Source organism: Actinokineospora sp. NPDC051303, from assembly GCF_055586285.1.
Genome location: NZ_JBVJIN010000018.1, coordinates 57590 through 83113 on the forward strand (window position 1 = coordinate 57590; position 25524 = coordinate 83113).

Sequence of the window (25524 nt, forward strand, 5' to 3'; positions counted from 1 at the left end):
GGTGCAACTTGCCCGACCGCACAGCGGTCAAGAGTTGCGGCAGGTTCACGGTCAGCATGGGGCCGTGGGGACTCTTGCTGTCGCGGACGGCGGCCAGGTCCCGGCGAACCTCCACACAGGTGCCGCCTGCTTCGGACTTTGACGACTTACGCCACTTCATCGACGCGCCTCCGATCAACGGTGCAACTTGCCCGACCGCACAGCGGTCAAGAGTTGCGGCAGGTTCACGGTCAGCATGGGGCCGTGGGGACTCTTGCTGTCGCGGACGGCGGCCAAGTCCCGGCGGACCTCCACGCAGGCGCCCGTGTCCGACTTTGTCGACTTACGCCAGGTCATCGAGGTGCCTCCGGCTTTTGCTGGTCAGCGTGCGGGCTGGTTCAGCTTGCTGGCAGGGGGCTGGCGGGCTCAACCGGTTTGGGCTCGCGTCGCCGAGGTGGCCTAGTCCGAATACACGCTCGGCTCCCGGCGCGGTGACGCGCGGGAGCCGAGCGGGGATCGATTCGATCAGCGGTGCAGCTTGCCGGACCGCAGAGCGGTCAGGAGCTGGGGCAGATCCACGGTCAGGGCGGGGCCGTGGGGGCTCTTGCTGTCGCGGACGGCTGCAAGGTCCTGACGGACCTCCACGCAGTTGACGCCCGTGTCCGACTTTGACGACTTACGCCACATGGTCAACATCCCTCCATCATTTCCCTGATCAGCTTACGACTTCCATCCTTCGGAAGGGCGATCCGATCCAGGTCCTTGAGCATCGCGGTGAACCGCTCCGCCTCGTAGATGTAGGTAGCGCCAGTCGCCATCTCCACATGCACGACGGGCGGAGTATGCCGGAACCGCATCCAATGCCAGCTGTGCAACAGCAGCACCTCAGAAGCAGGTGCGCCAACTGTGCCCGGTGCACGTCTCGGCCACCCCAGGGAGTCGCCAAGGCTGTCTCCGTGATGAAGACCGAATAGTCGATCTTGCCTAGGATCTGTTGACGCCGCAGGCGCACCATCCAATGGCTCTCTACTTCTTCGCTTGGGCCACCATCAGCGATCATGCTCGCTATGGCGGTCTCGTAGGTCTGCAGCAAGCCTGGAACGGCAGCCGTGGCGACCACCACCAGCTCGATCGCTTCTGCCTCGAAGCTGGCCAGCGTGCCCACGTCTTCCGGCACGCCGGGGATGGGACTCTCCCACCAGCCGGAAGCTCCAGCGGTCAGTTCCTCCAGGATCTGTTCGCGCTCGTTGATCGGCAGGCCCCACGCCATCATCAGGGTGGCGAAGTCCTCGATGGTGACCTGCCGCAGCCCGCGTTCGGTCCGGCTCAGTTTCGAGCCATGCCACTCCGCCATCTCCGCCGCGGTTTCCAGGGCAAGCTTGCAACGAATGGTGCGTAGCGCGCGAAGCCGCGCTCCGCGCATTCTGTCGCGCGGCTTGGGTTTCTGTTCCGACATTCCGCCCCCTTCCCACCTACGGAAGACCGAGCGGCCTTCTACAAGTGAGCGTAGCTTCTCCGATCAGGAGATGCGATCCAAGGTCAAATGACTTCGGTGAGTATGCAGCACGGCATTAGGAGGCAGTGTGCAGGGGCGACTGTTCACTTTGGTCGACGCGCAGGACTACGACCGGATCTTCGCGTGGGGAATGGAGATCACCGATCAGGACCAGTGCGACGCGGTGATCTTCCGGCGCGATCCGGTCACCCGGCGCACCACGCATGGGGTGCATGAATCCGTTGAGGTCGCGCGGAAAACGTACTCCCGGATGAGCCGGGTGACCTTGGAGCCGGTCTACATGGACGACTTCGACGAAGACGACGAACTGGACGACCTTTATGCCGACGACTCGGCATTTTCGGGAATCCGGTCGATTGCCGAGGCCGAGTCACAGCGGTGAACGGGCGGACGGCCTTGGCCGCCCAAGGCCGTCGTCACCGAGATTCTCACGCGATTAGACCGCCGCGGTAAGCCACTAGAGCGGCTTGAACGCGGTTAGCGGCGCCTATCTTGCCCAAGACAGCGGAGACATAGCCCTTTACCGTCGCTTCGGAAAGGTGCAGCGCCTGGCCGATCTCGGCGTTCGACAAGCCCTGCCCGACCAACGCCACCACTTCCAGCTCCCGCCCGGACAGCGACGACAGCAGCCTGCGGGCGGGTTCGGCGGCGCGGGCGCCATCGGCGACGGCGGTCACGAGGCGGGCGGCGACCATGGGGTCGAGGACGGCGCCGCCGCGGGCGAGGTCGTGGACGGCCTTGACCAGCTGGGCGGGGTCGGTGTCCTTGAGCAGGAAGCCGTTGGCTCCGACGCGCAGCGCCTCTTGCACGTACTCATCGACGTCGAAGGTGGTGAGCATGGACACAGCGGGCGGCTCGGGCAGGGCCATGAGCCCGCGCAGAGCGAAGATGCCGTCGACCGAGCCCATCCGGATGTCCAGGAGGACGACGTGCGGACGGTGCCTGCGGGCCGTCTCGGCCACGTGCAGGCCGTCGTCGCACTCGGCGACGACCTCGATGTCTCCGGCGCTGGACAGAATGGTGCGCAGGCCCGACCGGACGAGGTCTTCGTCGTCCGCGAGCATCACTTTGATCACAACGCCTCCCGACTGGCGTCCGCGGTCCCGGATGGCGGTGACCCGACGGCCCTTTCTCTCACCCGTCGAGGGCCGGGGTCAAGCCATCACGTTTACCGGCTGTATGCCGTTAATTCTACCCACCGACGCCGCCTGACCTCGGCTTTTTGTGAGAACCCACCGGTTTTTCGACACTGCTTTGCCACCTTCGGCTAACCGGGTGGCAGCAAACCCGAAGCTCTTTCGCAACAGTATGACGCACCGGTAACGTGTCGCGAGTCTCACAGGCGAGAGGAGCCCCGGCATGGCAGGACGCGCTCGGCACCTGATCGGCGCGATGGCGGCCCTGGCCGTGGTCGCGGGGCTCGTCACCGCGAGCCACGGGCCCGCGGCGGGCGCCCCTCTCCCGCCGCGCGGGGCCGGGTTCGCCGAGGGCGACTACTGCCTGGGGCAGTGCGCCGACGTCCTGCCGCCCGGCCAGAACGGCAGCGCGACCCTGGCCGAGATCCTCGCCCACCGGACCCTGGGGACCCGGCCGAAGCACTTTGACGACCAGCTCGGCAAATACGACGCGCTGGCCAGCGGCTACGGCGGGCTGACCACCGACAAGATCAACGCCTACTTCACTGACGCGTCCTTCGGCGTGCCGCCCGAGCAGGTGGAGAGCACGAAGAAGCCGCGCGCGGACGTGACGATCATCCGCGACAAGGCAACCGGCACCCCGCACGTCTACGGGACGACCCGCGCGGGCACGACCTTCGGCGCGGGGTACGCCGCCGCGCAGGACCGGCTGTTCCTGATGGACGTGCTGCGCCGGGTCGGCCGCGGCCAGCTCACCCCGTTCGCCGGGGGCGCGGCGGCCAACCAGCGACTGGAACAGGGCTTCTTCGCCGAGGCCCCGTACACCGAGGCGGAGTTGCAGCGCCAGGTGGACGAGGCCGCCGCGGCCAGCCCGCGCGGGCAGGTCGCCATCGCCGACGCGCGCTCCTATCTCGACGGCATCAACGCCTACATCGCCGAGGCGCACCGGGGCCGCTTCTTCCCGGGCGAGTACGTGCTGCTCGGGCACGTCGACGCGGTGACCAACGCGGGCCGCATCGAGCCGTTCAAGCTCACCGACCTCGCGGTCATCGCCTCGCTCATCGGGTCGCAGTTCGGCGGCGGGGGCGGCGGCGAGGTGCAGGCCGCGATCGCCAAGCTGGCGGTGCAGGAGCGCTACGGGGTCGTGGAAGGCGAGCGGGTCTGGCAGAGCATGCGCGGCGAGGACGACCCGGAGCACATCCACACCATCCACAATGGACAGACTTTCCCGTATGCCAAGCGTCCGGCGAATCCGCAGGGCGAAGCGCTGCCGGACAAGGGTTCGGTGACCGCGCAGCCGCTGGTGTTCGACCGCGCGGACTCGGCGGCGCCCGCCAGCCGAGCCTCCGATCTTGACGCGGCCAAGGGCATCCTGAACGACGGCGTGCTCCCGGGCGACCTGCTGGAGAACCGGCACGGCATGTCCAACGCCCTGCTGGTCTCCGGCGCGCACACCGCCAGCGGCAACCCGGTCGCGGTCTTCGGGCCGCAGACCGGCTACTTCGCCCCGCAACTGCTGATGCTGCAAGAACTCCAGGGTCCGGGCATCAGCGCGCGCGGCGCGTCGTTCGCGGGCATCAGCTTCTACGTGCTGCTCGGCCGCGGCCAGGACTACGCGTGGAGCGCCACCAGCTCGGGCCAGGACATCATCGACACCTACGCGGTCGACCTGTGCGCGCCAGGCGGCGGACCGGCGACCAAGGACAGCGACCACTACGTCCTGCGTGGACAGTGCGTGCCGATGGACGTGGTGGAGCGCAAGAACTCCTGGGTGTCCTCGATCGGCAGCACGGTGCCGCCAGGCTCGTACACCTTGCGGTCGTACCGGACGAAGTACGGCCCGGTCACCCACCGCGCCACCATCGGCGGCAAGCCGGTCGCCTACACCCGGCTGCGCTCGACCTACCAGCACGAACTGGACTCCGTCATCGGGTTCCAGGAGTTCAACGACCCGGACGCGATCCGCTCGGCCGCCGACTTCCAGCGCGCAGCGTCGCACGTGACCTACACGTTCAACTGGTTCTACGCCGACGCCAAGGACATCGCCTACTACAACTCCGGCGCGAACCCGGTCCGCCAGTCCACAGTGGACCCAGGAATGCCGGTGCTGGCGAACGCGGGCTTCGACTGGGTGGACTGGGACCCGAACGCCAACCGGGCCGCCTACACCCCGTACGAGCAGCACCCGAACGTCGTCAACCAGGACTACCTGATCTCGTGGAACAACAACCAGGCCCCCGGAACGGCCGCCGCCGGGCTGGACCGGCAGTCGGTGCACCGGGGCGACCTGCTCGACGCGCGGGTGAAGTCGCTGATCCAGCGCGGGGTCAAGGTCGACCGGGCGAACCTCACCCAGGCCATGGCCGAGGCCGCCCTAGTCGACCTGCGCGCGGAACGGGTGCTGCCGCTGGTGTTCCGGATCATCGACGACGACGACACCGGCGCCGTGGGCGAGTTGAAGCGGTGGCTGGCCGCGGGCGGGCTACGCACCGAGACCGCGCGGGGCAGCAAGAACTACGCGCACGCCAACGCGATCAAGACCATGGACGCGTGGTGGCCGCTGCTGGTGCGCGCCGAGTTCGAGCCCGGCCTCGGCGCGGCGGCCTACACCGAGATGACGCGCAAGCTCAAGATCGATGAGACGCCGTCGAACGGCAACGCCCACCAGGGCTCGTCGTTCCAGAGCGGCTGGTGGGGCTACGTGCACAAAGACCTGCGCGCCGTCCTCGGCGACGAAGTCCAAGCCCCGCTGGGCAAGCGGTTCTGCGGCGACGGCGATCTGGGCCGGTGCAAGGAGATCCTGCTCGACACTCTCGAACAGGCCGTCGCCACCCCGAAGGAGCAGGTCTACCCCGGCGACGGAAACTGCGCCGCGGGCGACCAGTGGTGCGCCGACGCGCTCATCCACAACCCCCTCGGCGGCGTAACGCAGAACCCCATCAGCTTCCAGAACCGGCCGACGTTCCAGCAGGTGGTGGAGTTCCCGGCCCGCCGTGGCGACACCGTGGCGAACCTCAGCGGAACCGCCACGGCGTCGAGCCACGAGCGCGGCCTGTTCCCCGCGCCGCCCCGCAACGCCGTCGACCGCGACCAGAAGACCCGCTGGGCCAGCGACTGGAGCGACAACCAGTGGCTCACCACGGATCTGGGCTCGGTGCGGCCGGTGGCGCGGGCCGTGTTGAGCTGGGAATCGGCCTACGCCACCGGGTACCGCATCCAGGTCTCGACCGGCGGCGCGTCCTGGCGGGACGTGTGGTCGACGGCCACCGGCGACGGCGGCCGGGACATCGCCGTGTTCGCCCCGACCGACGCCCGATACGTGCGCATGCAAGGCGTTTCGCGGGCGACCCCGTACGGCTACTCGCTGTACGAGTTCGAGGTCTACGCGAAGTGAGCCGCGGTCACGCCGCGCGCAGGGCGTCGGTCAACTTCACCCGGCCGCCGCTGCGCATGACCGCGTTGCGGTAGATCCGGCCGGAAAGCCAGACCAGCGCCGGAATCAGCGCCACCATGAGCACCACCGCCAGGCCCGCCTCCCATGCCGGGACACCACCCATGGCCAGCCGCATCGGCATGAGCGTCGGCGCGAACAGCGGCACGATCGACAGCACCTCGACCAGCTGGTTGCCCGGGTCGTTGGGCAGCACGGAGATGCCCACGACATAGCCGAGGATCACGAACATCAGCGGCGGCGTGATCACCCCGCCCACGTCCTCCTGCCGCGACACCAGCGCGCCGAGCGCGGCGAACACCAGCGAGTACGCGAAGAAACCGAGCAGGAACCACACGACCAGCCACACCACAGTGCCCACGGCGGCCGACACCGAGATCGTCAGCACCCCGGTGGCGAGGCCAACGATGACACCGCCGCCGCCGATCACGACCATCTGCACCAGGCCGACCACGCCGATGCCGAGCACCTTGCCCGCCATGAGCTGCCACGGCCGGATCGTGGCCAGCAGCAGTTCCACGACCCGGCTGGACTTCTCCTCCACCACGCCCTGGGCAACGGACTGGCCGTTGATCAGCAGGGACATGTAGATCAGCACACCCGCGATCATGCCGATGACCAGTTGCTGGCCGTTGTAGTCGAACGGCGGTTCCAGCGGCCGCACCTCGGCCTTCGCGCCGGACACCGCCTGCCCCACCGTCGCCGGGTCGCCGCCGAGCCCCACGATCTGCTGGTTGAGCGCCAACTGCCCGGCCACCACGTTGAGCACGTCGCGCAGCGAGTCATCAATGTCCTTTTTGACCACCACGACAATGCTCGACCCGTTCCCCACGAGCAGCGCGTCGAGCGTCCCGTCCGCCACCTGGGCGCGGCCCGCGGCCTCGTCGGTCACCGCCCGGATGTCGATCTCCTGCCCGATGGCCGATCCCGTACCCTTGAGCGGCGCCTGCAACGCCGCGGCGCCGGGCGTGACCCCCACGGTGGCGTCGGCCCCGGAGTTCAAGGTCTGCATGAACAGCGTGAACCCGATGAGCAGCACCAACGTCGCCGCCGTGGTGATCAGAAACGCCTTCGACTTGAGCCGCGTGGCGACCTCCCGCCCCGCGACCAACCCCACGGCTTCCCAGTTCCCCATCCGAACGTCCGGCGATGCGCTCACGCCGCCACCTCCTGTGACACCACGTTGCGGAACAGCTCGGTCAGCGACTGCCGCCGCCGGGAGAACTCCGTCACCGGCCCGGTGTCGAGCGCCGCCCGCAGCACGGCCTGGTCATCGGCCCCGTCCCCGAGTTCGAGAACGGTCCGCGCCCCCACCTGCTCGGTCACCGTGACTCCTGGAATGCCCGCCGCCCAGTCCTTCGGAGCCAGCGGCGCCTCCACCACCAGATGGACCGTTCCCCCCGCGCGCAACGCGTCGACGGTGTCACAGGCCACCATCTGTCCACTCCGGACAATCCCGACCCGGTGGCACAGCCGCTCCACCAAATCCAACTGGTGACTGGAAAACACGACCGGCACCCCCTCCTTGGCCTTGTCCAGCAACACTTCGCTCATCACATCCACCGCCACCGGGTCCAACCCGGAAAACGGCTCGTCCAACACCAGAATCGCCGGATTGTGCACCAACGCGGCGGCAAGCTGCACCCGCTGCTGGTTGCCCAAGCTCAGCTTCTGCACCTCGTCCCCCAACCGCCCCGAAACCCCCAGCCGCTCGGTCCACTCACCCACCGACCGCTTCGCCGCCCCCGCCCCCAGCCCATGCAGCCGCGCCAGGTAGACCAGCTGCTCGCCCACCTTCATCTTCGGATAAAGCCCCCGCTCCTCCGGCATATACCCAATAAGCCGCCGCGTAGCCAACGTGATCGGCTCCCCCGCCCACCGAACCTCCCCCCGATCAGCCCCCAACACCCCCAACGCGATCCGCATCGTCGTGGTCTTCCCCGCCCCATTGGACCCCACGAACCCGAACAACTCCCCCGCCCCCACGTCGAAGGTCATCTCCCGCAACGCCACCACGTCCCCATACCGCTTGGAGACCCCATCGATCTCCAACCGCCCCTGCGCCACCGTCGCTCTCCCCTCACCACGTGCCGGGTCCACGGCGGAGCCAATGCTGCCGACCGCAGCCGGGACCGTCATCCGGAATCACCCCTAGTGGAGCACCCACCCCCATGGCCCCACATCAGCCCACGGGACCACCCGGTAAGCTGTCCGTCGCCCGCCCTCGTAGCTCAGGGGATAGAGCATCGGTTTCCTAAACCGTGTGTCGCAGGTTCGAATCCTGCCGGGGGCACCACGTCTGACCAGCGGAAACTGGTCGGACCATGATCGAAGCCCGCTTCCGGAGGCACGCTGTAGGACACAGCGTGCCTGGCCGAACTCGCGGCTTCGGGATCCGACCCGTGAAGTGACCGGGGTCATGCCCAGGACTGTCCCGCTTCGGACAGTTTTTGTCGTATGTCTCGGCGACCCTGGTCAAGATGATCAAGTCATGCGGTTGGCCGAGCGCCGACACCACCATGGAACCCGCGGACGGCAGATAAGTGAACGCGATACGCGATGTGCACGGAAATGCGGTGCAGGCAGAAACCATCAACGGACCCCTCCAGTGGGGAGGACCCGGGAATATCCATGGCGACTACAACGTCACGATCAACGGGCACAGTCGCATCGACCCGGAGCTGATCGATCGGCTCGCCGACCGGGTGCCTCGGCGCAGGCCGGTGAGCGCGAACCGGCTGGACCTGCTCGACAAGCGGTTCGTGCCGCCGTCCGGCCCCGGCTTCGCCGAAGCGCAGGAGCGGCTGAGAACGCCGGGAACCGTGGTGATCTCGGGCCAGCCGGGAAGCGGGCGGCACGCCGCGGGGCTCATGCTCCTGCACCGCTCGGGGCAGGGCGGCATCAGGTCCTTCCAAGAGCTGACGGTCACCGAGAAGGGGCAGATCGACCCCGACGCGAGCACGATTCAGGAACAAGAACGCCTGCTGCTGGATCTCACCGGCTACGGGCGAAGCGAGCTGGGCGCCGTCAAGGACGCGGTCGAGGGGTTCCGCGCCGAGGTCGAGCAACGGGCCTACCTCGTCGTCGTGGTTTCCGCCGACCACCAGAGGACCTGGGGGACCGACTTCGGGCGGGTGCTGGCGATCGGGTGCCCCGACCGGCGGGCGGTCCTGCGCCGTCACCTCGAAGTCGACGGCATCGTCCTGCCGGACAGGGCGTGGCTCGCCCCCGAACTGGCGCACTACCTACGGGCCGGGCACATGCGCGATCTCGCCGACCTCGCCGACCAAGTGCGCGCGGCCAGCGATCGCGCGGAGGGCGCCGAGCCGGACACGTGGCTGGCCGACGCGCTGAGCGCGCTCGCCGACCAGCGGGGCGCCGCGCGCGACCGGGTGGCGGCCCAGAGCGACGGTCGTAGTAAAGCTCTGCTGTTCACCGCGGCGATGCTGGACGGCGCGTCGGTGGACGAGGTCTTCGACGGCGAAGCGCGGCTGCTGGCCGTGGTGAAATACCCCAATTCCGGCACGCACACGCTGGACGACAAGGATTTCACGCAGCGGCTCAACGACCTGAAGCTCAGCGTGGAAGAGCACCGCGTGCGAGTCGCCGAGCCCGGCTTGGACGCCGCGCTCAGGGCCTACTTCTGGACATCGATGCCTGGCCTGCGGACCGCGTTCCGCAACTGGGTCGCCAGCGTCGTGGCTTCGCCCGCGGTGCCGGGCGCGCGCAAGCGCCAGGTGGTCGAGCGGTTCGCCGAGCAGGCGCTCGCCGTCGGCGAGAAGGAGCACATCGTCACGCTGGTCCACAAGTGGACTCGGGCGGACCTGCGCGCCAAGAACCGCGACAACTACCTCGCTCTCGCGGAGACGGTGCTCTACTTAGGACTCACGCACGAGCGGCGGGGGCAGGAGTTCCGCCGCCAGTTCTACGACTGGGCGGTGAACCCGTCGACGGCCGCCCCGCTGGCCTGCCTCATGGTGACGCTGTGCGAGAGCGTCCTCGCGCCGACCTTCGCCGACCAAGCCGTGGTCCGCCTGCGCCACCTCGGCAGACACGGCGACGAAAAAGTCCAGTCGGAGGCGAGGAACGCGCTGCTGCGGCTCGCGGGCGCGGCCCACTTCTGGCGCAGGATCTTGTATCGCCTATGCCCCACCGAGGACGGCGGCCACTTTTCCGCGTCGGACCGCGCGCTCTTCGCTGGCTTGGTCGCGCCGGAACTTTTGCTGAGCGTGCCCGCCGTCCTCAACCATTCCCAGGTTCGCAGGCAGCTCACGGCGTGCTGGCGGCTGGTCCTAGCCGACCCGCTCGACTGGACACCCGACCTGATCCGACAGTGGCTCGCGGCCAAAAACCCCGCGCTGCGCCGGATTCTGGTCAACGCGGCCGCACCGGACCCCGCGCTGCTGGGATACCTCTACGGCATCGGCCGCCGCTGGCAGGCGGCGGAGCCTGCCGAAGGCGCGGAACGCGACCTCGTGGTCAGCGATCTCAGAGCCGCGATGGACCGCGCCCTTGACCTGTCTTTCCTCATCCCAAACGCCCGACCGGAGGACACCGGACGATGAAGAACAAAGACAAGCTCCGCATCGGGGCACTGGCCACGGCCGCGGTGCTGGCGCCGCTGCTGATCCTGGTGCTGTTCGAGCCTGCCACCTGGGTCGTCGTCACGACCATGGTGCTCGGCGCCGCGGCGCTGTTCGCCGCGGCGGTCAAGGTGCACCGAGCCTTGGAGGCCCAGGACCACGAATTGCCTGCCCACCAAGCCCCGATGGTCCAGATGCCCGCGCCGCACCCCGAACCGCAGCCGGTCCCGCAAGAAGTCCGGCTGGAAGACAAGATCACCGGGGTGCCCGTGCCGAGCGCGGAACCCGACTACCCGTTCATCGTGTCGGCCACCGTGCGCTGGGCGTACACCTACAACGGCAGGCAGTTGGCGGGCGACCCCGCGGCCGTGGTCAAGCGCATGGTGCTGGAGCGGATCTGCGCCATCACCGCGGGCAGGCAACCGATCAACCCGCTGTTGCTCCAGCACGAGATCGCCGCCGAGGTGAGCGTGCCCAGGATGGACGTGAGCGGCGCGCTGACCGGCTGGGCGGAACAGGTCACCCTCACTCTCGACAACGACGACGCCGAGCGGCTGGCGCGATTGTCCGCGCTGCGCAAGGAAGAACGCGTCTGGGACCACGAGCGGCGCTTCGAGATCAGCAAGCGCGACTACCTCGGCAAGGATGTGCTCAAGTCCACCGGAAGCGCGGTGGTCTGGCGCCTCGCGCAGGACCACCACAAGGTGGTCGAGACCGTGGACCTGATCGACACCATCTCGCGGCTGACCGCGGCGGCCAATGACGACACCGTGCCCGACCCGTCGCGGATGCCGATGCTGGAGCGGTCCCCGGTCACGGTCGTGGACAGCCCCGGCCTGTGGTCGGTTCCCAGCCCGCCGGAACCCCCAGCCTTGGCGCTGGTGGAGGACATGTTCCCGAACACCGAGTCCGGCCAGCGGGACCTGTTCCGGGACCAGCTCGCCGAGCTGATCCGCAAACACGACAGGCCAGACATCGCCGACCAACTGTGTGGCAGTCACCAGTCCGCCGCGGCGCCCGACGCGGGCGAAGAACCGGAGACGCCCGCCTCCTGACGAGCCGAGTGTCCAGTTCGGCCGGTGGCTGGCCCTAGGGTGGCGGACGTGGCAAACGGCGAGGTCACGTCCGGCACCGGGGTTCCGACGCGGCGAGCGAGCGCGCTCATGGCAACCGCGCGGGGGCAGCGGGCCGTCGCGGTGGTGCAGGTGTTGGGGCTGGCGGTGTGGTTCTCCGTGTCGGCGGTGGTGCCGAGTTTGCGGCAGGAGTGGGGGATCGGCGCGGGGGCGGCGGTGTGGCTGACCGGGGCCGTGCAGGTTGGGTTTGTGGTGGGGGCGGTGGGGTCGGCTGCTCTCAACCTCGCTGACCGGGTGCGGCCGCATCACCTGCTGGCGGTGAGCGCGGGCGCGGGGGCGGTGTGCACGCTGCTGCTCGCCGTGACCGTCAACGGGATGGCGGGGGCGGTGCCGCTGCGGTTCGTCACCGGAGTGTGCCTCGCGGGGGTCTACCCGGTCGGGATGAAGTTGATGGCGTCCTGGTCGGAGCGGGCCGTGCGGGGGCGGGCGCTGGGGCTGCTCGTGGGGGCGCTCACGTTGGGCTCGGCGCTACCGCACCTGATCAGTGGGGTCGGTCCGCTGCCGTGGCGGGGCGTGCTCGTGGCCGCGGCCTGCTTGGGTGGGCTGGGGGCGGTGGTGGCCGCGGCCGTCGTCCGGCCCGGACCGCAGTTGGCTGCGGGCGCCCCGCCGCGCAACCCGCGGTACGCGCTGACCATGTTCACCGAGCGCGGTCCCCGGTTGGCCAACCTCGGCTACTTCGGCCACATGTGGGAGCTCTACGCCCTGTGGACGTGGCTCCCGACATTCCTGCTTGCCGCAGGCGACCTGCCCGCCTCGGTCGGCGTCGTGGTCTTCGTGGCCGTCGGCGTCGCCGGGGCCGTCGGGTGCGCCCTCGGCGGCTGGGGCGCCGACCGGTTCGGCCGCTCCCCCGCCGCGGTGGCCGCGATGGCCGTCAGCGGCGTCTGCTGCCTGCTCTCACCGCTGGCGTTCGCGGCGGACCCGGGCGTCCTGGTCGCCTTCTGCGTGCTGTGGGGCGCGGCGGTGATCGCGGATTCCTGCGTGTTCAGCACCACCCTCAGCGAAGTCGCCGACCCCCGCTTCGTCGGCACCGCCCTGACCGCCCAGACCGCGATCGGCTTCGCCCTCACCGTCGTCAGCATCCAACTGGTCCCCCTGCTCGCCGACGCCATCGGCTGGCGGCACGCGTTCCTGCTGCTCGCCCCGGGACCGCTCGCGGGCGCGGTCGCCATGCGGCTGCTGGCCAGCGGCCCAGCGGCCCGCGGCGCATGAACGGTCCTTGTCTTCTGCGAGGTTCTCGACACGTTGGCCACAAAGCCGCCCGCCGCTCGGTCACAATGTGCCCGGGATGTCGAAGAAGCGCCGGTCACCCGGCGTGAGCAGGATGGGGCCTGTTCGAAATGCGTACTCCGGTCGAGTGGCTAATCGCGCCTGTCACACAAATGTGATGTAGAGCGATTAGACAGAGGACGTACGCCGACTCTTAGGAGGATGAGCGTCATGGCCTGGCCGCGGACCGAGGACGGGGAGGCGTCGTTCCGCAACGCCATTCACGGCGGAGTTTCCGGCCAGGTTGTGCAGACCGCCAGTGTGGGCGCGGTCCACTTTCACAGCGCCCCGGCCACCCAGGACGTGACGCCGTCGCAGCTTCCGCCCGCGCCCACCGCGTTCGTCGCCCGCGAGCGGGAACTGGCGCTGCTCGATGATCTCAGCGAACCGAGAACCCGGGGCGTCGCGCCCATCGTGATCTGCGGGGTTCCGGGGGTCGGGAAGACATCTTTGGCGCTGCGCTGGATGCATGAACTCGCCCCCCGTTTCGACGACGGCCAGCTGTTCGTGAATCTGAGCGATCCGGGCACGGGCGAACCGGTGACCGCGGCCGAGGTTTTGGAGTGGTTCCTGCTCTCGCTCGGGGTCGCCGCCGAGCGTATTCCGCTGGAAACGCAGCGGCGGTACGCGTTGTACCGGTCGGTGACCGCCCACCGGCAGATTCTGGTGCTGCTGGACAACGCGGTGTCCGCGTCGCAGGTGCGGCCGCTGCTGCCCGCGGGGCAGGGCAGCGTGGTCGTGGTGACCAGCCGGTCGCGGCTTTCCGGGCTGGCGCTCGACGGCGCGCGCTGGCTGGATGTCGATCCGTTGGACCACAGCGATTCCCTTCGCCTGTTGCGCGCGCTGGTGGGCAACGACCGGGTGGGGGCGGAGTCGGAGGACGCGGTCCGCGTGGCCGGTTTCTGCGGTGGACTGCCGCTGGCGCTGTCGGTGGTGGCGGCCCGGCTGGCCAGCCGGGCGCGGCGCACGTTCGCGCGGGAAGCGGGCGATCTCAGCGGCGAGGGCGACCGCCTGGCTGGGCTGACGCTGGACACGGAGACGTCCGTGGAAGTGGTGTTGGACATGTCGCTGGCCACGCTGCTGGACGACGAGGAGGCGGTTTACCGCCTGTGCGCGTGGCATCCGGGGCGGGAGTTCGGCGGAGAGGTGCTGGCCGCCGCCCTGGCGTGGCCGATGGGACGGGTGATCAAGGCCGTGGACGGCCTAGTCGAGGCGAGTCTGCTGACCGAGACCGGAGAGGACCGGTACGCCCTGCACGACCTCGTGCGGCTGCACGCCCGCCACCTCGACTCGGCCAACGGCCAGGCCGCGCAGCGCAGCATGATCGGCTGGTACCTCGATCGCGCCGCCGCCGCGGACACTGTGATCCACCCGCACCGGCCGAGGCTGGCGCCGGTGTACCAGACCGCGGACGGCTCGGCGTTCCCCGACACCGCGGCGGCGCTCGCCTGGTTCACCCGGGAACGGGCGAACCTGCGGGCGGCTCTGGAAAGCGCGGCGGCACAGGGCTGGGACGACGTCGTGTGGCAGTTCTGCGAAACCCTCTGGGGACACTTCCTGCACACCCGCCGCTACGGCGAATGGATCGAGATGCAGCAGGCGGGGGTCACCAGCGCCCGCCGCCGCGGCGACCAGAAAGCCGAAGCGCTGATCCGTGTGCAGTTGGGATACGCCCTGACCAAGATCGGCAGCCGAGCCGACGCCGTCAAACACATCACGATTGCCCGTGAACTGGCCAGGACCGCGCGGGACGCGCGGGCGGAGGCCACGGCCCTGGAGCAGTTGGGACTCGCCGTCGCCGACGACGACCCGGCCAAGGCGCTGGATTTCTTCAGGGAAGCCAAAGACCTGCACCAGCGGCTCGGCCGGGCTCGCGGGGTCGCCCTGTGCGGGCGGCGGATCGGGGAGGTGCTCCTGGCTCTCGGCCGCTACGACGACGCGGTGACGGAGTTCTCGGCGGTCGCCGAGACGATGGCCGCGCTCGGCGACCCCACCCAGCACGCGCGCGCCGTGACGATGCTGGGCGCGGCGCATTCGCGGGCCGGGCGCCTGCCGCAGGCCGAACGCGTGCTGCGGGACGCCTTCGACGCGATGCGGGAGTTCGGTTCCGCCTATTACCAGGCCGAGATCGCCGCCGCCATCGGCGACGTCTCGGACCTGGCAGGCGAGCGGGAGTCGGCCGCCCGGTGGTGGACCCGGGCCGCCACGCTCTACGACCTTGTCGAAGACCCCAAAGCCGAACTCATGCGGTCACGCGTCCGCGGCTGACACAAAGCGGGACATCGGCCGATACAGTCGCGCCATATAGGACACAACCGCGCGGACGATCGCCTCGGTCATGTCTTGTTCGTCCGCCGACGAGACAAAAACGTCAGCGTTGTCGAGCCAGTGTTTTTCCGCGCGGCCGATGTCCGCGACGACCACGTCACCAGGCGGAACACCCTCGTCCACACCGCGCCACGACACGAAGTACACACCCACCGTCCGCACACTGATCGTCATCGACATGGTCGGCATGGCCAATCCTCTCACCAGTCGAGCGGAATGGGGATAGGGGCAGAGGTGACAAGTACAGGCCACGGAGGTTCGGGGATGTCAAGCAATCGGTACATAGCGGTTCGCAGCAAGCGGTGGGACATCCCCGGACGCGAGGAGATGGCTTCGCGCAGGCGCGCGGAACCGGGACGGGCCCGAACGCGGTCCAATTGCGGGCGAAGCGGGGCGCCCGGATCGAGCCGAGCGGCGACACGCCCCAGCGCGTGCCCCACGCTGCCCGCCCGGATGTTGTGGTCCGGGAAGGCCGCGAGGCACATTCTGCCGCCGAGCGCGCCCGCGTAGGCACTGGTCGAGCCGTGGTCGCCGATGACGATGTCGCTGGCGACGACTGTCGCCTGCCAACCGCGTTCCGGCGGAATGACCAGCAGCCCTCGATCTGTCGCGCGGGCGAGCCACGACCGCACCTGCCAGACGCCGTGCACCGCCCAGATGTTCGGGTGGAGCACCGCGGCGACCTTCGTGCGCGCGTGCGCGACTTCGCCGACGAGCCGTTCGTAGAGTTCGATGTGCTTGCCGAAAACCGATTCCGGCGACCAGGTGGAGCTGATCGTGATGAGTTCGTCGCGCTCGCCCACCCCCAGCGCGTCCCGGTAGCGGGAGCGGTGCGCGACACTGGCCGTGATCCGGTCGAGGCAGATGTCGCCGACCACCAGCGACCTCGGCACGGCCTCCGGGCAGGTTCGCCGCAGGAGCGCCTGGTCGGCTTCGGTGGGGAGCGCGATCGTCGAGGGAATCACCTGTCCGCGCCGGGTGAGCAGTTGCCGGTCCAGTCCAGTTGTCGGCAGCACCCCGCCGGTGACCGTGCGAGTGCGCTTGCGGCTCTTTCCCGCGCCCGCGCCGTGCGGAAGCAACAACAGATTTCCGTGGACGTGTTCTATGCCGTCGTGGCTGGCGCTGAGCACCAGATCCCAATTGTGCCGCCGCGCTTGGTCCCAGGGCAGGACGAGCGCGCCGAGATCGCGGACAAAACCGTCGAGGCCGTGCCACACGTCCTCCGACCAGGGCGTGGTGAACACGACCTGAACGCGGTGGTCGCCGTCGAGCACCGGCAGCAGGTCCAGCAGCCGGGTGCCCGCGGTCATGGTGGGCACCAAGACAAGCACGGTCTTGCACCCGTTTCGCGTGACCCGCCCGATCATGTCGATTCCCACCGGCCCGCGTGTCCATGCGGTCGCCTGCATCTCCCCTCCCCCGTCCGCCCTGTGCCAGCGCCTGGGGGCCTTCCCCTTACGAGCGGACTAGGGACAGAGTGCGCGCCGTCGCACACCAGAACGCTTTCCTTGGATCGGTCCGCAAACTTTGAACTCCGGAAACGAACAAAGGCTCCTGGGCAGTCGTTGTCCATTATCTGTCCGCATGACGTTGCGCCGACCGAATGACTTTCGATCTTCTTTCAGTGCGCTTGCCGCCTTCCTGCGGTTACACTCCATGAACACAGAACGTCGCACCGATGTGACTAACCGTATTCGCCGGGGACTCCGTCGGGGCCCAGCTTTAGGGGTGAAGCTGGTGGACACACTGTTCGGGATCTTGGGGACGACCTCGCTGCGGATCGACGGAGAACCGCGCGACGACTGGGGAGCACCTCGCCAGCGAGCGATCCTCGGCGCCCTGCTGCTGCACGCGGGACAGTTCATGTCCATCACCCAGGTGCTCGACTGGGCCTGGCCGCAGGACGCGCCGCTGCCCCGCCACCCTCGAACAACCCTGGACTCCTACACGACGAAGATCCGACAGACGTTGGAGCGGCTGGAACTGCCCGACGACCTCCACGGAAAAAACGGCAGGTACCGGTTCGAGATCGACCGGCAGTTGATCGACTACCACCGCTTCCGCGACCTGATGGCCGCGGCCCGACGCCACGTCCGAGACGGCGACCCCGAGCAGGCTTCCGCCGTCGCGGCGCGGGCGTTGGACCTGTGGCGCGGCCCGTTCCTGGAAGACCTGCGCAGCGAGCCCGCAGGCACCTGGCGAGCGCGGGTCGCCGACGACGAACTCGCGCCAGCGCACGCGACCTTCCTCGAAGCGCGGTTCGACCTCGGCGACTACGACGAGGTGCTGGCGAACCTGCACAACGTGCAGGTCGACTACCCGCGCGACCTCACGTTGGCGAAGCTGCGCCTGTCGACGCTGCGCAAGCTCGCCCGGGACAACGAAGCCACCTCCTACTACCTGACGACCTGGAAGGCGCTCCGCGACGACGGCGACGAACAAGCCGCGGACCACCTCCGCGGCCACCACGAGCGGCTGCTGGCCGAAGCGACCCGCCGCCCCGCCCCGCCGCCCGCCACCCCGGCCGAAGTGCGGATGCGCCCCCGCGAGCTGCCGCACGACATCATCGACTTCTGCGGCCGCCGCGACCTCTTACAGGAGCTGGACGCCGCCACCACCACAGCAGACGGCGAACCCCTGCGCGGCGTCGTCATCCTCGACGGCATGGGCGGCGTCGGCAAAACCGCCCTCGCCGTCCACTGGGGACACCGGGTCCGCAACCGCTTCTCCGGCGGCGAGTTGTTCGCCAACCTGCACGGCTTCTCCGCCGACTCGATGGTGGGCCATGACGCGGTCGTGGAGGACTTCCTCATCGCCCTCGGCAAACAGCCGGACGAGACGATGTCACCCCGGTCCCGAGAAGTCCTTCTCCGCCAAGCCCTCGCCGACCGCCACACCCTGGTGATTCTCGACAACGTCCGGGATTCCGCCCACATCAAACACCTCGTCCCGCTGCTGTCCGACTGCCTGGTGATCGTGACCAGCAGGCGCCGCCTCACCAGCCTGAGCGCGTGGAGCGGCGCACGGCGGGTGCGCGTCGGCCCGATGTCACGCCCCGACGCGGACGCGCTCGTGGCCCTCCGGCTGGGTTCTCGCCGTCGCGAGGTCAACGCGGACTGGCTTGTCGACGCGTGCGACGGTCTGCCCCTGGTGATCAACGTGGCGGCCGAGTACCTGGCGACCCATGGCGACGACTGGCCCCCGGCTGCGACCGCCCAGGACCGGCGGCGAATGCTGCTGGACATCGGCGAGGACGGCGACGGCGCGAACTCCCCACGGACGGTTCTCACCTGGTCGTACCTGGTGTTGGACGAGCCGACGCGCCTGGTGTTCCGGCGGCTGGGCCTGCATCCCGGCGCGGATTTCGGGATCGAGGCCGCCACCGCCTGCACGGCGCGCACCGCTGAGGAAACCCGCGTCGCCATCGCCCATCTGGTCGGAGCCCATCTGCTGCACCCGGCCGAGACCTCGGGCCGATACCGGTTTCACGACCTGCTGCGAGAACTCGCCGCGAAGCAGGCCGAGGTCGACGAGTCGCCCGCGGAAACACACGACCTCGAACGGCGCATCCTGGACTACTACCTGCGCAGCGCGGTGAACGCCGATGGACTCCTGTACCCCGGAGCCAGGAAACCTCCGCCACTGCCCACCCCACCCATCGTGACCCCGGTGACCTTCACCGATCCGGACACCGCGCAGGCGTGGCTCGCCCGAGAGCGGGCCAACCTCAACGCGGCGCTGGAAATGGCCGCGCGAACCGGTCAGCACGGCTACGCGTGGCGCCTCGCGCACACAGTGCAGACCTACTACGACCGCCACGGGCATCATCGTGACGGCATGGCCGCCCGCAAGATCGCCGCGGAGGCGGCTCGGCTCGACGGTCAGCGCGAAGCGGAGGCCACCTCGTTGTTCGACGTGGGAAGGGCTTTACTCGCACACGGCGAACTCACCGAAGCGCAGCCATATCTTGACGCGGGCAGGCGGTACGCCGAAGAGGAGCAGAACGATCAGGCGATGACCGCCGTGCTCAACCAACTGGGCCGGTTGGAATCGCTCCGCGGCAACCCGCACGCGGCCATCCAGTTGTTCCAGCAGTGCCTGGCCATCGCTCGCAAGAACGACGACTACGAGGCGCTGTGCTGGGCGCACCGCAACATCGGAGCCGCCTTCCAGGCGGTCGGCCGCCTCGATGAGGCGACCATGCACCTGCACCAAGCCCTCTACATCGCCGAACGCAACAACGACAAGTCGGCCCTCGCGGGCACCCTGATCGGCATCGCCTTGATCCATCGTGATCGCGCGGACACCGTGGTAGCCGCTGGCTACGCGACCCAAGCTCTCGCGATCGCCCAAGCCATTCCCGACCTTCCGCTGGTCGCCGAGATCAGCGTCGAGTCAGCCGCCATTCACGCGGCAGGCGCCCGCGACATGGCCAAGGAGCACGCGCGCAAGGCGGTCGAGATGTGCACACGCATCCACTACATCCCCCTTCTCGCCCGCGCTCTTGACGTCCTCGCCGGGGTGCTCCTCGCACAGGACGAACCGGCCGAGGCGACGGCGGCCTGGCGACGGGCACAGCAGATCTACCTGCAGATGAACGACGCGGCCCAGGCAACGCTCGTGCAGGCCAAATTGGACGAACCAGCCACCCGTATCCCGCTGCAGACGGCCCGCACGAAAGCAAACCTCGCCGACCAGCCTCCGCAGGGTGACAGCATCACGTCTTGAGTCCCCCAACAGCGGGTTTACGTCTCCGATCGGGGTAAAGCGCCACGCCGCGCGCGCCGGTCGCCCTGCCCGGGGCCACCCCCGGCTACACCTTCATACAGAGATCAGGCTAGATTTGCTTCGACAGTAGTTCCCAGTCGCACGCGCCACACCTTGCAAACAGCATCCGCTCCCACGGTTCGCCCTACCCAGAGTAGGCCGCACCCGAAAGAGCTACACGAAGGGAATTCGCTTGTTCGTCAAGGCCGTTCTCGTCGCCATGCTGGCGACGACGACACCTGCGCTCGCACTCGCAGTCGAACCCACCTCCTCCACACCGAAGAATCTGGCCGTCACCGGAGCCGACTCGTCTGGAGCCATCTTGGACTCGGGGGCCGTGACGTACGGACCGGAATGGTGGACCATCCACAACACACCTGTGTGACGACAAGAGAACTCACCGACCCCGGGACACCCTCAGTCCGGCGCGAACGCCGCCAAGCGCCGCGCCATGTCCGCTTGCGGCAAGGCACAGAACGCGGACATCTCCTTGATGACGGATGGGTCAAGGAGGGCGATTCCCGTCCCAGTCGCGTCGTTCTCCAGTCGATAGCGCGCCCATCGGCGCAAGGGGCGCAAGTCCGCCTGCCGGTCCTCGATGACACTTCGCAAGTCGACTTGCAACACCAGCGTCTCCAAGTCTATGGCCGCGCGCTGCAGCGCCCGCGTGAGCAACTCTGGAGCCGAGACGCGCAATGCCCGGCAAATCTCGGCAAAGCGCACCACCGTGCAGTTTCGCTGTCCCAGCTCATACGTGGCCAGCGTCTGCGCCTGGATCGCGTCCTCCAGGACCGCGACAAGTTCCGCGCGGGTCCAGCCCGCCGACGCGCGGGCTCGACGAAGTTCTTCGCCGAGCGTGCGGGCGAGATGCGCGTTCATCGACATGTCGCCTTCGCCGTCCATCGAGGCAACTCCTTTGACAACTATGGGAAGCCAGTGAGCCTGCACCACAGTGTGCGCACGGGAAACAGGCCTCTGTTTCACAAAGTCCAGATGCGTCCGTCCGGTCACGCGTAGCCGAGAGCACCGCAGGGCAGCCACGTGCCACGGCGTCGCGAGAAGGGCCATACCTGCTCCTCGCCTACTCATCGGACAATCAATTTCATCATGTCCGGGCCTGCGGCAGCGAGAGCCATCAGTGGCAAAGAACGAAGAACCCAGGTCACCTAGGGTGACTTTTGCCACCAGGATCGTCGCGACTTAAAAATAATACTCACTTCGGTAAGTAGGATATCTTCACAATATTCACTACTTTGAGCGGGCCGGGTAATGCGCCGGATCGGCGCCCACCCACTCAGGGTCGTGGTCGACGCCAGGACGCGTCCCCCGGATGCCGATCAACCCCGGTCCCATGGCAGCGGCACCCGAACGGGGTACCGCGCGCCGTCGCGCGGGGGGCAGGCCACCTGTCCAAGCTACCGGCCGAGAGCGGGGCGTGGAGTTATCCACAGCCCCAAGCGCGTACGGGTGCGCCACTATGGACGACCGTGGTCCACTGAACAGGACTTATTCAGGGAGGGAGTCCTGGTGGCGAACACAGACCGTGCCTTTGTGGACATCGGAGGCGCGTTGACCGCGTTCCTCGCGGCGGAGGGGCATTTGCCCGCTGGGCGGGTTGTCACCCATGCGGTAATCGTTTTCCGGACTCTTGAAGTCGGCTCTGACGGGCGGACTTCGACCCGGCGCGGCCGGTGCTACCCGCTGGGCGAGCTGGATCCGACGATGGAGCGGGGAATGCTCGATGACGCGCTGCACGACGCCCGGAAGGAACGGGGGTAGCGCCACCGCGGGCATGCGCATGCCTTCGTGGCCGCGCCGGTGAGGACGGACCTGCTCCGACTCACCTGGACAGTGGCGACGGCAGGCTCGACGGCCCGTTCCTGTTCACCGAGTCGACACTCCCGTGGCACGCCGAGTCGGGCGGGAGCGCGTCCACACGGCTTGCCTGAGCGCGCCCACCTGCCCAGCCACATCCGGGCCGCGATGGCAGCACGCTCGAACGACTGTCGCTCACCGCCGCCAAGCCGCGGTGGCCGACTCGGCTTGTCTGTCCACCGTAACGGATTCCGCCATCGTCGCGGCCCGCTGGTGGCCGCCGGTGTGCCTACTCCGAGTCGGTGTCGGTGTCCGAGCTGTCGGGCTCCTGTTGCTCCGGCTCGCTCAGGGTGGCGCCTCGGCGGTAGCGCTCGGCGATGGTGGGGGACGAGGTGGGGAGGGGGCGTGGGTCGATGAAGGCGCGGAGCATTTCGGTGACCGCGACGAGTTGGGGCTCGTTGAGCAGGAGCAGCAGGTCGCGGGCCTCGTCCACCGAACCGGCTGGGCGGCCCGCGCGGGCGGGCTCGTAGGCCGAGGGGTCCAGGCCCGCCAGCTCCAGGGCGACGTGCGGGTTCGCGCTGACCGCGAGGGCCGCGCTGATCACCGTCGTCGACTTGGGACGCACCGGCCTGCCGTCGGAGCGGCCACCGTTTTCCAGGTGCTGCCACGACGTCCGGGAGAACCTGGCCTTGGCAGCGGCCTGCTTCTGCGACAGCCGCAGCGCCTTGCGCGCGTCCCTGAGCCACGGGCCCAGCGGCCACTCTGTCTCGGAATCACCTTTCCGCCCCGTCATGCGACGAATGATCTCGCACGTCAGGCCGCATGACGACGCCGAAACGCGCTTGCTTGTTTGTTGCTGATTGTTGTCGTAATGTAGGCGGTGTGAGCGTGCCCTGGGTGACCGGAATCCGCTGCCGCACCGCCCCGCGGCGGCGCGGTCGCCCACGCACGCCCGCACAGCGATCGGCGAATCTGGGATGTGAAGGAACGCGCTCCGGTGGACTACGACACGGAGGCGCTTGGCGCCGGGAATGCGCACCGGCGCGGGCCGACGTCGTCGGCGAAGTGGATGGCCGCCGCGCTCAAGCCGGGCACGACGGGCCAGTGGGCCGGTCGGCGTCCTGGACGGACAGGTCGGCGAGCCGGGGCACGGACACACGCCGAGGGCGGCGGGCCGCTGGAGATTCCAGCAGCCCGCCGCCCTCGTGCCCGCTCAAGCGGGGGTGTTACGGGGAAACCGGGATCCGGACGCGCCGGACGATGACGTCGCCGAACACGAGCGCAACAGTCGTGCACACCGCCGGAAGGGCGCCGCTGACGAAGACCACGGTCACGAACGCGGCGAACAGGACCAGCGCGCGCAGCGTCGGCCCCCATCCCCCGCGGACGACCTCGCGGACCCAGGCCAGCCACTCCGTGTCCGGCTTGGCATCCACCTCGCGGGTCAGCAGGTCCTCCAACGAGACAACGTTGTCCAGGGCGTCGTTGTCCAGAGTGTCGTCCGGAGTGTCATTGTCCGGGGCGTCCGGAATCACCCGATTGGTCTCCCCATCCTCTGGATTCTCACCAGCGGATGCTTGTACCTTCATCTGAGCTTGTGCTCCTCTCAGGAAACGGAATCCACAGGCGCCAGTGCGGCTCCCCGACGCCACGGGGAGCCGCACAAACCTTGCCGCCTTGGCACACATCATGCTGAACCCTTCCCCGCGGCTTTCTCCCTACGGGCGGGTACACGACGAACGGCGAAGATCAGCGGTAAACGGCACCTGGCCATCAGGCCGAAGGAAGCGACTACAGCCGGTTAGCGAATTCACTCGTTAGCGTCCAGGCGGGTTCTCAGCAAGTCCCCGGTAGGCGGAATCCTGTTTCCTGTCCAGCCACCCAGGCAAGCTTCCGCATCCCCCGTACGGATTCCCATCCCCAGAAGTGGAAAACCGCCACGAACGGCGCGAAATGCGGGCGATCATCCCATGAGCTGACCTGGCCAGTCCGCGGTGAGCAGGGACCGACGACGGCCCCACCGACCCGCCGGTGCATCCGCGCCGACTTGCTCTCGTACCCTGCCAGGTACTCACGAAGATCAGTCCGAGGAGTGTGGGACGCCGATGACCGCCCCGTTTCAGAAGCCGCCCGTGACCGAGGCCATGCGTGAGCAGGCCAGGATGATGCCCAACAGCTGGCTGCCCGTCGCCTTCGACCTGGATCAGGACGGGACTCTCCAGTCCAACGAGGTCATGGGCCGCTACCGAGTGGACATCTACGGGGAGATCACCGACGAGTACGTGCCGAACCCGCGCTACTTGGCCCTGCCTCCGCCGTCGGTGTCGGATGAGTTGCGGGAGCTGGCGCGGTCGCGGGCGGGCGGCTGGGTCGAGGTGGTCGACCCGGCGCACGCCGGGCCGGACGTGCCGCCCAGCGGGGTCGTCGGCCGCTACCCGGTCGACTCGACGGGGTCCATTGTGGAGCTGTTCGAGGCGAACCCGGACTACCGCCCGTCGCCGTTGGCGCTGGGCTGGCCCGCGCCTCGGTCGGAACTGGAGGCGGTCATGCAGCGCGCGCAGCTCGGGCAGGCGGACCTGGACGAGGTCCGGCTGGCCGCGCTCGCCGCCGAGCTGGTGCTGCCCGCCGACCCGGCCCGCCCGGAGCGCGAGCACCTGGCGCCCAGGGATGGCGCGGACCGCCGGATCGTGGACGCGTTCGTCGCGGAGAGCGCGACGCCGCGGGACTGGCCGCCGCACTGGCAGCGGTTGACCGGGGCCGAGGTGGCCGCGCTGGCCGAGCAGCTCGGCGAGCCGGTCGACCTGCTCCTGCACGGCGCCCCTGACCTGCACATCCAGCTCCCGGCGGACGCGCTGCGGGCGGCGGCTCAGCCCAGCTGAGTGCTGTGCCGGGCGGCGAGGGCGCGGGCGGCGCGTTCCACCACGATCTCCAGGGACGCGCCGATGTGCTCGTGCAGCAGGCGCAGAGCCTTGTCCAGCTCGCCGGTGTGGACGCGTTCCATGATCTCGATGTGCTCGGCGATGGAGGTCTCGATGCGGCCCTCGATGATGAAGTCGTACATCCGCACGTAGCGGATGCGGCGGTTCACCGCGACCAGGGCCTCCACCAGCTCCGGGTTCCCCGACGCGGCCAGGAGTGTCGCGTGGAAGCGCTCGTCTTCCAGCACGAACTCCGGGCCGGGGGCGGGCGGTCGCGCGCGCAGGGCGTACCAGTGCTCCAGTTCGGTTTCCAGCGCCGCGGCCGAGTGCCGCACGGACGGGTTCTCGATGGCGCGGGCGATGCCGCGCAGCTCAACGGCGATGCGCACCTCGTACAGGTCGCGGATCTTGGGCAGGTCCGGGACGACGATCGAGTAGCCGTAGTCCTCGCGCTGGACGAGTCCGTCGGCCATGAGCCGGGTGAGGGCTTCGCGGACGGGGGTGCGGGAGACGCCGAGCTGGCGGGCGAGTTTGGGTTCGGTGAACCGCTCGGTCGCCGACCACCGGCCGCTCAGGACCTCGTCGCGGAGGCGGAGGTAGACCTGGTCGCGCAGGGATTCGGGCACGCTGGT

At 68.9% G+C, this 25524-nt stretch carries 23 protein-coding genes, 1 tRNA gene and 1 pseudogene; 10 read left to right on the plus strand and 15 right to left on the minus strand.

Features of this window, described 5'->3' with window-relative positions; genetic code table 11:
* The 5 genes and pseudogenes from ACZ6SD_RS16165 to ACZ6SD_RS16185 all read right to left on the minus strand — a co-directional run.
* On the minus strand, window positions 1-160 hold a 160-nt coding region (locus ACZ6SD_RS16165), incomplete at its 3' end, for a DUF397 domain-containing protein (protein ID WP_465317786.1).
* A 14-nt stretch (window positions 161-174) separates the two neighbouring features.
* Window positions 175-336 carry a DUF397 domain-containing protein gene (locus tag ACZ6SD_RS16170; protein ID WP_465317721.1) on the minus strand — a complete coding sequence of 54 codons (162 nt, stop codon included), beginning with the start codon at window positions 334-336 and terminating at the stop codon, window positions 175-177.
* A 168-nt stretch (window positions 337-504) separates the two neighbouring features.
* Window positions 505-675, minus strand: coding sequence for a DUF397 domain-containing protein (locus ACZ6SD_RS16175; RefSeq protein WP_465317722.1), 171 nt, complete (start codon window positions 673-675; stop codon window positions 505-507).
* Window positions 669-836: a Scr1 family TA system antitoxin-like transcriptional regulator gene (locus ACZ6SD_RS16180; RefSeq protein WP_465317723.1), complete on the minus strand. Its 168-nt coding sequence runs from the start codon at window positions 834-836 to the stop codon at window positions 669-671. Before ACZ6SD_RS16180 ends, ACZ6SD_RS16175 begins: the two co-directional genes overlap by 7 nt.
* A 44-nt stretch (window positions 837-880) precedes the next feature.
* Window positions 881-1435: pseudogene (locus tag ACZ6SD_RS16185) on the minus strand (Scr1 family TA system antitoxin-like transcriptional regulator); the annotation flags it as partial.
* Window positions 1436-1562: 127 nt separating this feature from the next.
* On the opposite strand from ACZ6SD_RS16185, the gene ACZ6SD_RS16190 reads away from it, so the two are divergent.
* A complete protein-coding gene (locus ACZ6SD_RS16190; protein ID WP_465317724.1) occupies window positions 1563-1877 on the plus strand; it encodes a hypothetical protein in 315 nt (104 codons plus the stop codon).
* 46 nt (window positions 1878-1923) lie between these two features.
* Here ACZ6SD_RS16190 and ACZ6SD_RS16195 read toward each other — a convergent pair whose 3' ends face one another.
* Window positions 1924-2571 (minus strand): response regulator, encoded by a 648-nt coding sequence (locus tag ACZ6SD_RS16195; protein WP_465317725.1) that lies wholly within the window; start codon window positions 2569-2571, stop codon window positions 1924-1926.
* 283 nt (window positions 2572-2854) lie between these two features.
* On the opposite strand from ACZ6SD_RS16195, the gene ACZ6SD_RS16200 reads away from it, so the two are divergent.
* The gene (locus ACZ6SD_RS16200) at window positions 2855-6025 is read left to right on the plus strand and encodes a penicillin acylase family protein (RefSeq protein WP_465317726.1); all 3171 of its coding nucleotides are present in this window, start codon (window positions 2855-2857) and stop codon (window positions 6023-6025) included.
* Between the two features lie 7 nt (window positions 6026-6032).
* On the opposite strand, the gene ACZ6SD_RS16205 is transcribed toward ACZ6SD_RS16200, so the two are convergent.
* Window positions 6033-7217: an ABC transporter permease gene (locus ACZ6SD_RS16205; RefSeq protein ID WP_465317788.1), complete on the minus strand. Its 1185-nt coding sequence runs from the start codon at window positions 7215-7217 to the stop codon at window positions 6033-6035.
* A 20-nt stretch (window positions 7218-7237) separates the two neighbouring features.
* A complete protein-coding gene (locus ACZ6SD_RS16210; RefSeq protein WP_465317727.1) occupies window positions 7238-8149 on the minus strand; it encodes an ABC transporter ATP-binding protein in 912 nt (303 codons plus the stop codon).
* Between the two features lie 153 nt (window positions 8150-8302).
* Between ACZ6SD_RS16210 and ACZ6SD_RS16215 the strand changes: the two genes are divergently transcribed.
* The 5 genes from ACZ6SD_RS16215 (at window position 8303) to ACZ6SD_RS16235 (ending at window position 15332) form a co-directional block, all read left to right on the plus strand.
* Window positions 8303-8378, plus strand: a tRNA-Arg gene (locus tag ACZ6SD_RS16215).
* A gap of 280 nt (window positions 8379-8658) precedes the next feature.
* Window positions 8659-10647 (plus strand): hypothetical protein, encoded by a 1989-nt coding sequence (locus ACZ6SD_RS16220; protein ID WP_465317728.1) that lies wholly within the window; start codon window positions 8659-8661, stop codon window positions 10645-10647.
* Complete coding sequence (locus tag ACZ6SD_RS16225; protein ID WP_465317729.1) at window positions 10644-11720, plus strand: hypothetical protein; 1077 nt, start codon at window positions 10644-10646, stop codon at window positions 11718-11720. Before ACZ6SD_RS16220 ends, ACZ6SD_RS16225 begins: the two co-directional genes overlap by 4 nt.
* Window positions 11721-11768: 48 nt before the next feature.
* Window positions 11769-13007, plus strand: coding sequence for an MFS transporter (locus ACZ6SD_RS16230; protein WP_465317730.1), 1239 nt, complete (start codon window positions 11769-11771; stop codon window positions 13005-13007).
* A gap of 228 nt (window positions 13008-13235) precedes the next feature.
* Entirely contained in the window at window positions 13236-15332 is a 2097-nt protein-coding gene (locus ACZ6SD_RS16235) for a tetratricopeptide repeat protein (protein ID WP_465317731.1), read from the plus strand.
* Here the strand turns inward: ACZ6SD_RS16235 and ACZ6SD_RS16240 are convergent.
* Complete coding sequence (locus tag ACZ6SD_RS16240; RefSeq protein ID WP_465317732.1) at window positions 15315-15581, minus strand: hypothetical protein; 267 nt, start codon at window positions 15579-15581, stop codon at window positions 15315-15317. The genes ACZ6SD_RS16235 and ACZ6SD_RS16240 overlap by 18 nt on opposite strands.
* A gap of 11 nt (window positions 15582-15592) precedes the next feature.
* The gene (locus tag ACZ6SD_RS16245; protein ID WP_465317733.1) at window positions 15593-16801 is read right to left on the minus strand and encodes a hypothetical protein; all 1209 of its coding nucleotides are present in this window, start codon (window positions 16799-16801) and stop codon (window positions 15593-15595) included.
* A 328-nt stretch (window positions 16802-17129) separates the two neighbouring features.
* Between ACZ6SD_RS16245 and ACZ6SD_RS16250 the strand changes: the two genes are divergently transcribed.
* Window positions 17130-20120 (plus strand): AfsR/SARP family transcriptional regulator, encoded by a 2991-nt coding sequence (locus tag ACZ6SD_RS16250; protein WP_465317734.1) that lies wholly within the window; start codon window positions 17130-17132, stop codon window positions 20118-20120.
* Between the two features lie 456 nt (window positions 20121-20576).
* Here ACZ6SD_RS16250 and ACZ6SD_RS16255 read toward each other — a convergent pair whose 3' ends face one another.
* Window positions 20577-21062, minus strand: a complete 486-nt coding sequence (locus ACZ6SD_RS16255; RefSeq protein ID WP_465317735.1) for a helix-turn-helix domain-containing protein — start codon at window positions 21060-21062, stop codon at window positions 20577-20579.
* Between the two features lie 624 nt (window positions 21063-21686).
* Between ACZ6SD_RS16255 and ACZ6SD_RS16260 the strand changes: the two genes are divergently transcribed.
* On the plus strand, window positions 21687-21938 hold the full coding sequence (locus ACZ6SD_RS16260) for a hypothetical protein (protein WP_465317736.1): 252 nt from the start codon (window positions 21687-21689) through the stop codon (window positions 21936-21938).
* A 325-nt stretch (window positions 21939-22263) separates the two neighbouring features.
* Here ACZ6SD_RS16260 and ACZ6SD_RS16265 read toward each other — a convergent pair whose 3' ends face one another.
* The 3 genes from ACZ6SD_RS16265 to ACZ6SD_RS16275 all read right to left on the minus strand — a co-directional run bounded on the left by ACZ6SD_RS16265 (window position 22264) and on the right by ACZ6SD_RS16275 (window position 23563).
* The gene (locus ACZ6SD_RS16265; RefSeq protein WP_465317737.1) at window positions 22264-22767 is read right to left on the minus strand and encodes a helix-turn-helix domain-containing protein; all 504 of its coding nucleotides are present in this window, start codon (window positions 22765-22767) and stop codon (window positions 22264-22266) included.
* A 289-nt stretch (window positions 22768-23056) separates the two neighbouring features.
* Window positions 23057-23191, minus strand: coding sequence for a hypothetical protein (locus ACZ6SD_RS16270; protein WP_465317738.1), 135 nt, complete (start codon window positions 23189-23191; stop codon window positions 23057-23059).
* 9 nt (window positions 23192-23200) lie between these two features.
* Window positions 23201-23563 carry a hypothetical protein gene (locus ACZ6SD_RS16275; RefSeq protein ID WP_465317739.1) on the minus strand — a complete coding sequence of 121 codons (363 nt, stop codon included), beginning with the start codon at window positions 23561-23563 and terminating at the stop codon, window positions 23201-23203.
* A gap of 516 nt (window positions 23564-24079) precedes the next feature.
* On the opposite strand from ACZ6SD_RS16275, the gene ACZ6SD_RS16280 reads away from it, so the two are divergent.
* The gene (locus ACZ6SD_RS16280; protein ID WP_465317740.1) at window positions 24080-24853 is read left to right on the plus strand and encodes a type VII secretion system-associated protein; all 774 of its coding nucleotides are present in this window, start codon (window positions 24080-24082) and stop codon (window positions 24851-24853) included.
* On the opposite strand, the gene ACZ6SD_RS16285 is transcribed toward ACZ6SD_RS16280, so the two are convergent.
* Window positions 24841-25518, minus strand: a complete 678-nt coding sequence (locus tag ACZ6SD_RS16285; RefSeq protein WP_465317741.1) for a GntR family transcriptional regulator — start codon at window positions 25516-25518, stop codon at window positions 24841-24843. The genes ACZ6SD_RS16280 and ACZ6SD_RS16285 overlap by 13 nt on opposite strands.
* Window positions 25519-25524 lie beyond the last annotated feature (6 nt).